Here is a 13056-nt window from a genome sequence, read left to right as displayed (position 1 = left end):
GTTCTTTCCCGGGTCAGGCGGCGGCGACGCGCTCACCCGAGCTTGGTGCCCGCGAAGAAAGAATCGGCCCATAGGTAGTGGTAAGCCGGTTGCGGACCATGTCCACCCTGGGAATCATAAGCTTCTGGCGCGCCAGGGCAAGGTTGGCGTGGGCGGGCATCACCGCGCCGTGCCGCCTCACCACGGGAGCAGCGGCGTTCAGGTCCCACTGCGGAAAGCCGTTGGGCGGAATCACCAGGGAGCCGCCCGGGCAAGGGGAATCGGTGCGGTTCGCGCACACCACGTAAACGCGATTGTCCTCCGCCTTGGGCACCGCAAGCAAAGAACGATCGTAAGGGTGGCGCCAGGCGCTGGCCCAGGCAATCAAGTCGGCGCCGAGCAGCGCCAACACCCGTGCCGATTCGGGAAACATGCCGTCGTAGCCCAAGAGCACGCCGAGCCGGCCGAACGGAGTATCGAACACCTGGAAGCCGTCGCCTGCGGCGCACCAGGCTCTCGTTTCCGGTTCCACGTGGACCTGTCGCTGTCTTCCCAGCACTCCGCCGTCGGGTCCCACCATCACCGCGCTGGAATAAATCTTTCCCCCTTCCGATTCCAGGATGGGCATCACGATCAGAAAACCGTACTTCCTCGCGATGGCGCTCGCCCGGTCGATGAGCCCGGGCGCCCGGGCCGCATCCTCCCGGGTTTTACCGGCCTCGGGAAGCCAGGTGGAGGAGCCGAAGAACTGGGGCAACACCGCCACCTTCACGCCCAGCTTGGCTGCATGGTCCACCATTTCCAAGGCGGATTCCAGGCTGCCTTCAGCGGGCGTCGCGTGGGCCTGGACCGCCGCCACCATGGCCAGCGCCTGTTCCGGCACCAGTGCCCGTTCGAGCTCGCCCGCCAGCGGCGTCTCGGCGAAGGGTTGGCCTAGAATCCCGTAGACTTCGGGCCGCCGGTCGGCGAAGCGGTCTCCGGTAACGTGCCAGCGCTTTTCCCGCGCCGCGGCCGGGTCGATCTCCGCGCTCGCCACTCCGTGCACGTCGTAGGGCATGCGCGCCTTAATCTCGCCGTCGGGCGCCACGATCAGGCTGCCTCCGGGATAGTAGATGGAGCGCTCGACCCCGGCCTTGGTGGCCGCAACGAGCCACACCCCGTTCTCGTAGGCCCGCGCCGGCACCCACATCTCCGCCTGGTCCATGGCGAAAAAGTTGGCCATGTCGACGATCACCTCGGCGCCCTGCAGCGCGAGGCAGCGGGCGATCTCGGGAATGCGCCCGTCGAAGCAGATGAGGAGCCCCACGCGCCCCAGCTCGGTGTCCGCCACCGGGCAGCCCTTGGCCCCCACCTCGAACCAGTTCTGGTCGTGGGTGGCGAGGAACTGCTTTTGATAGTGCACGACCAAGTCCCCGCGCGGGTCCAGCAATAGGCCCGAGTTGTAAACCTTGCCGGTGATTGGGTCGAACTCGGTGAAGCCGCTGGCGATATGGAGGCCGTATTCGCGCGCCAGCTCCGCCATCGCCTGGACGTAGCGCCCGGTGACGGGCTCGGCGAGGCTGCGGCAGTGCTCGGGCGAGTCGAACAAATAGCCGGTATTCATGCACTCGGGGAACACCACCAGCTTCGCGCCCTGGCGCACCGCCTCGGCGGTGTAGAGGCGAAGCAATCGAATATTTTCGTCCAGGTCTCCCAGGACCGCCAGCGTTTGTACCACAGCAGCGCGGTAAGTCTTCACGGTCATCGTCGTTCCTTCGCCGGTCAAAAATCGAGAGTATTGCGCCGCCCGCTCATTTTCCGCTCGCCGCCCCCACCTGAATGCCGAGATCGGACGGCTTGAGAATGAGTTTGCGCACGTCCATGCGTTCCTTGAGCACACCTTCCTTCCAGAACACGTCGACGAACGCTTGATAGGAGTTGAGGTCCGTCTCGTTCAGGTCCTTGAAGCCGCGCAGGTAGGGCTGAGCCACGTGCTGCACCTGATCCGGCTTAATGGCGGTGTACTTGGGAATGATGGGGCGGTACTTGTCGAAGCTCTCGTTGGCCATTTTCGTGGCCTGATCCAGGATCTCCACCACCTTCTTCGCCACTTCCGGACGCTCCTTGAGGAACTTGGTGCTCAGCACTGCGGCGCCCGAGTAGAACGGATCGGCAATGTGCATCGCCACCGGATTGGTGATGGCCCGCCTGGCTTGCTTCGAGGCCTCCGCAATGGAACCCACCGGCTCCAGGGAAAGGGTCGCGTCCACCGTCCCGGCCACCACCGACGGAACCTGCAGAGGCACGGCAATCTCGGTGAGCCGCACGTCCTTGTCCGGATCGAGGCCGTTCTGGCGCAGGATATAGCGGAAGATGGTCTTCCATTGGATGCCGGGAACGGTGCCGGCCGTCTTGCCCTTCAGATCCTTGAAGGACTGAATGGGCGAGTTCAGCCTGACGATAAGCCCGTCGTTGATGAAGCCGGCCTTGATGCTACCGCCCTGCAGGCCGAACACCTTGAACGTTCCCGGGTAGCGCGACTCCGCCAGCACCGTGATGCCGGCCGCGGCGCCGGGCGGACCGAAGTCCGCCTGCCCCGACACCAGCGACTCGATGATCTGGTTCGGATTCTGGAACTTGACCGCCTCCACTTCGATGCCCGCCTTTTCGAACAACTTCTCTTCCAACGCCACGTAAAACGCCATGGTCTGCATGATGGGCAGCCAGGAGGCCACCACTTTTTCCTTCTTCTGCGCCCACGCCGGAGCGGCGGCGAGGGACAGGCCGAGGAGCAAGCTTGCAAGCAACCTCTTCATGACACTTCTCCTTTCCAAGAAACCTCCGACTTCCTATTTGCCCGACCAGTGCACCAGCCATTTTTCGATGCCGAGAAAGAACAGGTTGAAGCCGTAGCCCATGATCCCCGTGGCGATGATGGAGGCGTACATCTGTTGCAGGTCGAACACCTGCTGGGCGTCAATGACGCGGTGGCCCATGCCGTTGCTGGAGCCGATGAACATCTCGGCCACGATGATGACGACGAGGGCAATGGATACCGCCATGCGCAGGCCCACGAAGGTCTGAGACAACGATTCGAAGAACATGACGTCCCGGAACGTGCGCCAGCGGGACGCCCCCATCACTTTCGCCGCCAGAATGCGGGTCTGACGTGCGTTCATCACGCCGTAGGCCACGTTGAACACCACCACCAGCCATGCGGCGAAAGCGGCTACGGCGATCTTCGAGAAGTCGCCGATGCCGAAGATCACCAGGAACAGGGGAAACATGGCGGTGGCCGGCGTGGAGCGGAAGAAGTCGACCAGGAACTCGATCGATCGGTACACCTTCTGGCTGGCGCCGAGCACGATGCCGACCGGCACCCCGGCCACCAGCGCGGCGGCGAACGCGGTCAGCGTGCGCCGGAGCGTGGCGGCGAAGTCGCCCGGCATGGTGCCGCTCCACAGGCTCTCGAACAGGGTGCCGAAGGTGCCCCAGGGGCTGGGCAGGAGTTTGTGGGTGACCAGCTCCAGGGCGGTGGCGGCCCACCACAGCAGGATCAGGGCGGCCGGACCGATCAGCCCGTGGCCGACGCGCCGCAGCAGGGCGAGGGACGGCAGCGGCCGGGCGACGTCGTCGCCCGCGATCAGAAGCGCCCGCAAAGGCAAAACAGCGAGCCTTTTCATCGGCGCACCTCCTGCTGGAAGATCTCGAGGCAGCGGGCCTTGACCCGGATGAACTCGTCGCAGGACAGAGTGCGAGCGTCCCGCGGGCGGGGGACGGTGAAGTCCACCACCGCCGCCACCCGCGTCGGGCGCCGGGTGAGAAGCAGGACCTGGTCGGCCAGGTAGACGGCCTCTTCCAGGTCGTGGGACACCACCACCATGGTGGTGCCCGTGGCCTGGAACACTTCCTGCAGCTTGTCCCGCATGAAGAGGGTCATTTCGTAATCCAGCGCCGAGAACGGCTCGTCCAGGAACAGCACTTCCGGATGGGGCGCCAGCGCCCGCATGATGGAGATCAATTGCTGCTGGCCGCCGGAGAGCTCGTAGGGGTAGCGATGGAGGTCGAACTTGACGTCGAACGAGGCCAACAGCTCGTCCACCCTGCGCTCCCGTTCCGCCTTGCCGAGCCCCCGGATCTTGAGGGGATAGACGATGTTGTCCCGCGCCCGCAGCCAGGGAAAAAGGGCATCCCGGTAATTCTGAAACACGTAGCCGATGGTGGTCTCCCGCAGCGTCTTGCCGTCGAACAGCACGCTGCCGGAATCCAACGGCACCAACCCGGAGATCAGGTTGATGAGGGTGGACTTGCCGCACCCGTTGGGTCCGAAGACGCACGTGATTTTCCGCTTCGGGATGTCCAGGTCGAAATCGTGGTACAGCGGGCTGCCGGCGAAACGCTTGGTCACGTTGCGCAGCGTGATGTGGGTATCCGGCGCAGGCCGCCGGAAGCCGGCGGGCCGCGGCCGCAGGGCCGGATCTTCGGGCGTGACTCTCATGGGCGTTACCTTCTGGCGATTTGATAGAACCATCGAAACTGCCTCGCCGGCAGCCATCGGCTACCGCTTCTCTGCGGCCACTGACAGCGTGTGCCCGGTCGCTCCCAGGGGCACATCGGTGGCGCGATGCAACCGCGAGCCCAGGGCGCACAGGGCTTCGTCCCGCCACGCAGGCGAGATCAACGTCACTCCGAACGGAAGCCCATCGTCGCGAAACCCGGCTGGCACCGCGATCGCGGCCAGGTCCAGCAGATTGACGAAGTTGGTGTAGGTGCCGAGCTTGTCGTTGGTCAGCACCGGCTCGGCCATGACGTCTTCGATTTTGTAGATGGTGGGCGCCGTCGGTGTAACCAGGACATCGATGGTGGACCACATCGCGGCGACAATGCGCCGGATCTCCTCGAGCCGGTAGAACGCGCGGAAGACATCCATGGCGTTGAAGCGGCCCGCCTGGTCCAGGATCGCCTTCAGTACCGGGTGCAACGCACCGGAGTGAACTGCGTAGAACGGGCCGAGGGCGGCCAAGCGTTCCGCAACCCACGGGCCGCCATAGAGCAGCTCGGCCGCTTCGCGCAGGGGGGCGAAGTCGATCTCCACCGCAACGCCGCCCAGGGCGACGAGTCGCTGAAGAGCGCGGTCGAAGAGCCTGCGGTAGCCTTCGTCGCCAAAGAACTCTTGCTGGTCGGGCTGCGGCACGCCGAAGCGGAACGGGGCCGGGCAGGCCGCCGGCCCGCTCTCCTGCGGCCACTCCCGGGAGAAGGGATCTGCCGGATCAAACCCTTCCGCCACCCGGAAGACGCGCCACGCGTCGGCGCAGGTGAGGGCAAAGATCGACACGCAGTCGAGAGAGCGGCACGCCGGCACTACACCGCGGGTGCTCACCCGCCCGCGGGTGGGCTTCAGGCCCACTACGTTGTTAAAGGCCGCCGGCACCCGACCCGAGCCCGCGGTATCGGTACCCAAGGCAAAGCTTACGAGTCCCAGCGCCACCGCTACCGCCGAGCCCGAGCTGGAGCCTCCGGGGATATACCGCGGATCGAACGGGTTCGCGCATATCCCGTAAGGAGAGCGGACTCCTACCAGCCCGGTCGCGAACTGGTCGAGATTGGTCTTGCCGACGAGAATCGCCCCCGCGGCCTTGAGGCGTGCAACGACGGCGGCATCGGCGGAAGCCTTGTACGCGAATTCGGGACAGGCGGCGGTAGTCGCAAGCCCCTCGCAGTCGATGTTGTCCTTGACCGCGAAAGGAATGCCGTAAAGGGGGGGCTGCCGGGACGCTCCGGCGCCACGGGCCTCGATGGCCTGCGCTTGAGCAATCGCCTCCTCTTCGTCCATCAGGGTGATCCACACGCCGCGAGCGCGGCCGGTCGCGTCAAGCGAGCGCTGCCGGCGGTAGATCTCCCGCACCAGCTTAGTCGGCCGTAGAATCCCGTCGCGAAAAGCGGCCTGAAGGCTCGCCAAGTCGAAGCTCAGGCCCTGGAGGCTGCCGCGATGGCTTGTGGCAATCGGGATACTCACTTGTATACCAGTAGGTGTACCAAAGTTTAAGCAAACGATGTGCCACCGCCTACACGGAACAGTTTGATTGTTATGTCAACGCGTTACGGAAAAGGGTTGGGCGGGGCAGGCACCGTGTTCGTGCATGGCGCACCGCGTTGGTGCCGGACCCGCCCACTTCGCCATACCGCGAATCACGGGTGCTGATCCCTGACGCCGCGCCACCGCTCTCGTGGGGAGCGTCTGCACGCGACGATCCGGATTTGCCGGAGTAGTCCTCCAGGCTGAAGGACCGGTGAGCCAGCTCCGCCCTTCTAGGCCAGCATCCGGTACCGGCGTAGTTTCACGCCACCGCCTGGAGCAGTGGAGCGTCCGCCGGAAGCCTCGCCAGCGCCGCCACCCGCCCGATCACCACGATGGCCGGCGCGGCGATGCCCGCCGCCCGCGCGTCGGCGGCGATGCGGGAGAGGGTGCTCGCCACCGCCCGCTCTCCGGGAAGGGTGGCCGACTGGATCGCCGCGGCCGGAGTCTCCGGCGCGAGCCCGCCTTCCAGCAACGCCTGGGTGATCGAGGCAAGCCGCGCCACGCCCATGTAGATCACCAGCGTGGTGCCGCAGCGCGCGAGGGCCTCCCAATCGGGCTCCGCCCCGTCCCGGGCGTGTCCCGTGACCAGGGTGACGCCGTGGGCGAAATCCCGGTGAGTCACCGGGATGCCCAGCGCCGCTGGGGCGGCGATGCCGGCGGTGACGCCGTTCACCACCTCCACCTCGACGCCCGCCCGGGCCAGGGTTTCGAGCTCCTCGCCGCCGCGGCCGAAGACGAAGGGGTCGCCTCCCTTGAGCCGGGCCACCACCCAGCCGCGCCGGGCGTAGCGCACCATCAGCCGTTCGATGAGCGCCTGCGGGGTAGAGCGGCAACCGCCCCGCTTGCCGACGGGGATGACCCGGGCGTCTCGCTTGGCGAACCGGAGCGCTTCGGGATTCACCAGCTTGTCCATCAGGATGACCTGGGCCTCGCCCAGCGCCCGGACCGCCTTGAGGGTCAGGAGCTCCACGTCGCCGGGGCCTGCGCCGATGAGGTACACCTTGCCACGTTTTGCGTTCATGGCCGCTCGCCTGACACCGCCCGTTATCGGATAGCGTTCGATTCTTCCGTGCTACGCCGCCTGCCGGCGAGAAGCCAGCATGCGCCTCAACTCCGGCACGCAGGAGCCGCACTGGGTGCCGCACTGAAGCGTCTGCTGCAACGTTTGCAGGTTGGCGCCGGCGTCGATGGCGGCGGCGATCTCCCGCTCCGGAACGTTCAGGCAGTTGCACACCACGCGCCCGCGCGGGGAAAAGCCCGCCGGCGCCACCGGCACGGGGGCCAGTAGCCAGCGGCGCAGCTCCTCCACCGGCACCCCCCGGGTCATCCAGTCCTTGAGCCACGCCAGGGCGGCCGTCTCGCCGGTGAAGCGCGCCGCCGCCAGACGTCCGCCAGCGATTCGCACCCGCTTGGCGACCCCCCGCCGGGCGTCCACGTAGCTCATCACGCCGGCCTCGGATTCGAGGCCGAAAATACGATCGATCTCGGCAACCAGTTCCCCGTCCGCGGCCGAGGCGCTGGCGGCCCGCAGGATGACGCAATCGACGTCATGCCCGAACAGCCCGCAGCTCGCGCAGTCGAAGCGCTCGAGGAGGGGCTGAAGGCGCGTCAAGCGCGCCTGTGTCTCGCCCACCGCCATGGCCACCAGCTCCCAGGGCAGCGCCGCCTTCTCCACCCGCACCGCGGCGTGCTTCAGTTCCGGCTGCTTGGACGTGGGATCGAAAACGCTCACGGTGAGGGCGTTGGTGCCGTGGCCCGCCATAAAGCGGGAACCCCAGTGCATGGGCAGGAACACCTGGCCCGGACGCTGCTCCTCGGAAGCCTTGACGCGTACCACGATCGCCCCACGACGGCTCGCCACCCGCGCGAGATCGCCGTCGCGCAGCCCGCGCCGCGCCATGTCTTCCGGGTTCATCGCCAGCAGCGGTTCCTCTTCGTGATTGAACAGCCTCGCCACCCGCCCCGTGCGGCTCATCCCGTGCCACTGGTCCCGCAGCCGGCCGGTGTTGAGGCGGAACGGGTAGCGCGCGTCAGGCGATTCCGCGGGGGTCCGATAGCGCGTCGCCACGAACCGGGCGCGACCGTCGGCGGTGGGAAACACGCCATCGGCGTAGAGCCGCTCGGCGCCGCGGGCTGCTCCGGCAGGAAACGGCCACTGCTGGGGTCCCAGGGCGTCGAGCAGCGCGTAGCTCAAGCCCGTGATGTCCAGATCCCGGCCCCGGGTGGTCTCCCGGTGCTCGTTGAACACCTCTTCCGGCGCGCGGTAAGGAAAGAGGGTGGAAAAGCGCTCTCCCCGGTTGCCGAAGCGCAAGCGCCACTCCAGGCGACGGGCGAAATCCACCGCGATCACCCAATCGGGACGCGCCTCGCCGGGCGGCGGCACGGCGGCCCGTACCCGGGAGATGCGCCGCTCCGAATTGGTGACGGTGCCTTCCTTCTCGCCCCAAGTGGCGGCCGGCAGCAGCACATCGGCATAGGCCGCGGTCTCGGTGTCCCGGTACGCTTCCTGCACCACCACCAGCTCCGCCTTCTCCAGGGCAGCGCGCACCAGCGCCTGGTCGGGCATGGATTGGGCCGGATTCGTGCACGCGATCCACAACACTTTGATCTCGCCCGCGCGAGCCGCTTCGAACATCTCCACCGCCGTCTTGCCCGGTGTGGCAGGCACCTCGGCGACGCCCCACAGCCGCGCCACTTCCGCGCGATGCGCCGGGTTGGCCAGGTCCCGGTGGCCGGAGAGGAGATTCGCCATGCCGCCCACCTCCCGCCCGCCCATGGCGTTGGGCTGCCCGGTGAGGGAAAAGGGACCGGCACCCGGCCGGCCGATCTGTCCGGTGGCAAGGTGCAGGTTGATGAGGGCTGCGTTCTTATCGGTGCCATGGCTCGACTGGTTCAGGCCCTGGCAATAAAGCGAGAGCGTGGCGGGTGAGTCTGCGAACCAGCGCGCCGCTTGCACGATGTCCTCCGCCGGCACGCCGCAGAGGCTCGCCACCGTCTTGGGCGTATATTCCCGCACCGCGTCTTTGAGGGCGTCGAAACTCGTGGTATGGGCTTCGATGAAGGCGGTGTCGAGCCGCCCTTCCCACACCATGACGTGCAACATACCGTTGAACAGCGCCACGTCGGTACCCGGCAGGATGGGAAGGTGCAGATCCGCCGCCGCCGCGGTGTCGGTGCGGCGGGGATCCACCACGATCATTTTCACCGCGGGGTTCGCGCGGCGCGCCTCCTCGATGCGCCGGAACAGGACCGGGTGGGCGTAAGCGGTATTGGAGCCGGCGATGAAAAAGCAATGGGCGTGTTCGATGTCGGCGTAGCAGGTGGGCACGCTGTCGGCGCCGAGGGTCGCCTTGTACCCGGCCACGGCCGAGGACATGCACAGGCGCGAGTTGGTATCGATGTTGTTGGTGCCGATCAGCCCCTTCGCCAGCTTGTTGAAGACATAGTAGTCCTCGGTGAGGAGCTGGCCCGAGATGTATAAGCCCACGGCGTCCGGCCCGTGCTCCAGCACGATGCGGGCAAAGCGCTCGGCCAGGTAGTCCAGGGCCTCGTCCCATCCCGCGCGGCGGCGCGGCTCATCGCGGTTTCGCCGCAGCTCCGGGTACAGGGCCCGGCCGTCTGCTCCGGCGGTCAAGTGCAACGTCGAGCCCTTGCTGCACAGGCGGCCGAAGTTGGCCGGATGATCCGGATCGCCGGCGACGCCCATGATGCGCCCGCCCTCCGTTTCGATCACGACCCCGCAGCCGACGCCGCAGTAGCAGCAGGTGGATTTGACGTGGGGCATGGACGTTCACCCGGGGCGATCGGCGCTCATCGCGGAGCCGCGGAATCGCAAAGCTGGAGAAAAATCACCCCCTCTTCCACCTTCACCGGGTAGACCGGCGCGCAACCCTCGTCCGGAGCCACCGCCTCCCCCGTGTCCAGGCAGACGTTCCAGCCGTGGAGGGGGCAGGCCACCTTGCGGCCGAACACGATCCCTTGGGACAGGGGGCCGCCCTTGTGGGGGCAGCGGTCCAGGAGGGCGAAGACCTCGTCGGCGGCGGTGCGGAACACGGCGATGTTCCCCTCCGAGGTTTCCACCACCCGGGCGCCCAGGCGCGGTACGTCGTCCAAGGCACAAACCGGTATCCACCGATCCGCCTTCGCCGCGGCCTCTTCCATTTCCATCGCTGCTGCATCCATTCCCACGCATCCCCCGCTCGATCGACAAGACCCGCTTACGCTTCCGCTGCTTCGCGCCGCGGCACGATGCGCACCGGCTGGAACTCCTGGGCGGCGGCCCCTTGCACGCACGCTTGCCAGGGATCTTTCTCGCCCTGCAGCGCGTAGAGCAGCCGCTCGTACAGGGCGCGCCGCCCCTGGGGGTCGTCCACGATGCGGGACTTCACGTAATCGAGCCCCACTCGGCTCACCCAGTGCACCGTGCGGTCCAGATAGCGGGCTTCCTCCCGGTAGAGCTGGAGAAAGGCGCCGCAGTACTCGAGCACTTCCTCGTGGGTTTTCACCTTCACCAGGAACTGGGCCACCTCGGCCTTGATGCCGCCGTTGCCGGCCACATAGATCTCCCAGCCGGAATCCACGCCGATCACGCCCACGTCCTTGATGGTGGACTCGGCGCAGTTGCGCGGACAGCCGGAGACCGCCATCTTCACCTTGTGGGGCGCCCACATGCGCTCGAACGCCTTCTCCAGCTCGATGCCCATGCGGGTGGAATCCTGCACGCCGAAGCGGCACCATTCGCTCCCGACGCAAGTCTTCACCGTGCGCAGCGCCTTCCCGTAGGCGTAGCCGGAGGGCATACCCAGGTCCGCCCATACCTTGGGCAGGTCCTCCTTCTTCACCCCCAGGAGGTCGATGCGCTGGCCGCCGGTGATCTTGACCGTGGGGATCCGGTACTTCTCGGCCACGTCGGCGATGCGGCGCAACTGCTGAGGCGAAGTCACCCCCCCGTAGATGCGCGGCACGACCGAATACGTGCCGTCCTTCTGGATGTTGGCGTGGGCCCGCTCGTTGATGAAACGGGACTGGGGATCGTCCCGGGCTTCGTGGGGCCAGGTGGAGATCAAATAATAGTTGAGCGCCGGACGGCAGGTGGCGCAACCGTTGGGGGTACGCCAATTGAGGAACTCCATGGTCTCGGGGATGGAGAGCAGCTTCTCCTCCCGGATGGCCTTGCGCACTTCCTCGTGGGTGAGATCGGTGCAGCCGCACAGGGGCTTCGCCGTGGGCTGGGGCGCGTAGGCGCCGCCGATGGTGGAGGCGAGGATCTGTTCCACCAGCCCGGTGCACGAGCCGCAGGAGGAAGAGGCCTTGGTGTGCCTGCGCACGTCCTCCAGGGTGAACAGCCCTTTCTCTTTGATGGCCTTCACGATGGCGCCCTTGCACACGCCGTTGCAGCCGCAGACCTCCATGTCGTCGGCCATGGCGGCGGCCTTGTTCTGGCCCTGGTGGCCAGCGTTGCCCAGGTGGGTCTGGCCGAACATCAGGTGATCGCGGATTTCGGCGATGTTCTGGCGGTCGCGCAGCAACTGGAAATACCAGGCGCCGTCCACCGTGTCGCCGTAGAGCACGCTGCCCACCAGCACGTTGTCCCGAATCACCAGCTTCTTGTACACGCCTCCCACCGGGTCGGAGAGCACGATCTCTTCCGAGCCCTCATCGCCCATGAAATCGCCCGCGGAGAACACGTCGATGCCGGTCACCTTGAGCTTGGTGGAGGTGACCGAGCCCTCGTAGCGGCCGATGCCCATCATGGCCAGGTGGTTGGCGCACACCCGCGCCTGCTCGAACAGGGGCGCCACCAGTCCATAGGTGACGCCCCGGTGGCTCACGCACTCGCCCACCGCGTAGATGCGCGGATCGAACGTTTGCATGGTATCGTTCACCACAATCCCCCGGTGGCAATGCAGCCCCGCCGCCTCAGCTAGCGCCGTGTTGGGGCGGATACCCACCGCCATCACCACCAGCTCCGCCGGAAGCTCGGTGCCGTCGGCGAAACGCACCGCTTTCACCCGCCCGTCTTCGCCGCCGACGATTTCCTTGGTCTGGGTCTTCAGCCGGAACTTGAGGCCCCGTGCCTCCAGCGATTTCTGCAACAGTCCCGCCGCCGTGGGGTCGAGCTGCCGTTCCATCAGCCACTCCATGAGATGGACCACGGTCACGTCCATGCCCCGGAGCTTGAGCCCGTTGGCCGCCTCCAGTCCCAGCAGCCCCCCGCCGATCACGACCGCATGGCGATGTCTGGCCGCTGCCTCGATCATGGCGTGGGTGTCCTCCACGTCCCGGTAGGTGATGACCCCATCCAGGTCGTTGCCGGGAATGGGCAGGATCACCGGGTTGGAGCCAGTGGCGAGCAGTAGCCGGTCGTAGGGCGCCTGGGTGCCATCCTCGGCCTCCACCACCCTTTTCACCCGGTCGATCTTCACGACCCTTTTGCCGAGGTGGAGATGGATCCCGTGCTGAACGTACCAATCCAGATCGTTTAGGATGATGTCCTGGAGGGTCTGCTCCCCCGCCAGCACCGGCGAGAGCAGAATGCGATTGTAGTTGGGATAGGCTTCCGCGCCGAATACGGTAATGTCGTACAAATCGGGGGCGAGCTTGAGCAGCTCCTCCAGGGTCCGCACCCCGGCCATGCCGTTGCCCACCACCACGAGTCTCGGTCTGATCACCGCACCCTCCTTCTTCAGGCGATTCATCCCATGCCGGCCATGAACGAAAAAGCGCCCAAGACCTCGGAAACCGCCCGTCCGACGGTCGTGGACGCCTTTGTCCTCGAGAACTTCCGTCCCTTAGCCGATCGGGCTGGGGTCTGATCGCTCGGCCGCCGTTGGCCGGAAGCCCGTGGGGGAACCCTTCGCGCTCCCCCGCTTCACTCCCTGTTTAGCAACTGCTGTGCCAGGCGCCGGGAAAGGGCCGGAGACGGTTTTTCTCCCACGGGGATCGGATCTTGCGCCTCCGCACCCCTGGGGTCGCTCCGGCTCAGTGCACCGGAGCGGTGCGCTCTGGCCGGCGATGCA

9 protein-coding genes are annotated in these 13056 nt (G+C 66.6%); all 9 read right to left on the bottom strand.

What is annotated here, in order from left to right:
- Nucleotides 1-13: 13 nt before the first annotated feature.
- Nucleotides 14-1723: a carbon-nitrogen hydrolase family protein gene (locus tag ACUVYZ_RS11220; protein WP_439934540.1), complete on the bottom strand. Its 1710-nt coding sequence runs from the start codon at nt 1721-1723 to the stop codon at nt 14-16.
- Between the two features lie 46 nt (nt 1724-1769).
- Nucleotides 1770-2774: an ABC transporter substrate-binding protein gene (locus ACUVYZ_RS11215; RefSeq protein ID WP_439934539.1), complete on the bottom strand. Its 1005-nt coding sequence runs from the start codon at nt 2772-2774 to the stop codon at nt 1770-1772.
- A gap of 33 nt (nt 2775-2807) precedes the next feature.
- On the bottom strand, nt 2808-3641 hold the full coding sequence (locus tag ACUVYZ_RS11210) for an ABC transporter permease (RefSeq protein WP_439934538.1): 834 nt from the start codon (nt 3639-3641) through the stop codon (nt 2808-2810).
- Complete coding sequence (locus tag ACUVYZ_RS11205) at nt 3638-4456, bottom strand: ABC transporter ATP-binding protein (protein ID WP_439934537.1); 819 nt, start codon at nt 4454-4456, stop codon at nt 3638-3640. Before ACUVYZ_RS11205 ends, ACUVYZ_RS11210 begins: the two co-directional genes overlap by 4 nt.
- 60 nt (nt 4457-4516) lie before the next feature.
- The gene (atzF, locus tag ACUVYZ_RS11200) at nt 4517-5974 is read right to left on the bottom strand and encodes an allophanate hydrolase (RefSeq protein ID WP_439934536.1); all 1458 of its coding nucleotides are present in this window, start codon (nt 5972-5974) and stop codon (nt 4517-4519) included.
- 322 nt (nt 5975-6296) lie between these two features.
- Nucleotides 6297-7058, bottom strand: a complete 762-nt coding sequence (cobA, locus tag ACUVYZ_RS11195; protein WP_439934535.1) for a uroporphyrinogen-III C-methyltransferase — start codon at nt 7056-7058, stop codon at nt 6297-6299.
- Between the two features lie 51 nt (nt 7059-7109).
- Nucleotides 7110-9821, bottom strand: a complete 2712-nt coding sequence (locus ACUVYZ_RS11190) for a nitrate reductase (protein WP_439934534.1) — start codon at nt 9819-9821, stop codon at nt 7110-7112.
- A gap of 26 nt (nt 9822-9847) precedes the next feature.
- Nucleotides 9848-10219, bottom strand: coding sequence for a nitrite reductase small subunit NirD (nirD, locus tag ACUVYZ_RS11185; RefSeq protein WP_439934533.1), 372 nt, complete (start codon nt 10217-10219; stop codon nt 9848-9850).
- A gap of 35 nt (nt 10220-10254) precedes the next feature.
- Nucleotides 10255-12672, bottom strand: coding sequence for a nitrite reductase large subunit NirB (gene nirB, locus ACUVYZ_RS11180; RefSeq protein ID WP_439934593.1), 2418 nt, complete (start codon nt 12670-12672; stop codon nt 10255-10257).
- Nucleotides 12673-13056 lie beyond the last annotated feature (384 nt).

The sequence above is a fragment of the Pelomicrobium sp. P1 genome (genome assembly GCF_052805615.1).
This window is presented reverse-complemented; position numbering and strand designations above follow the sequence as displayed.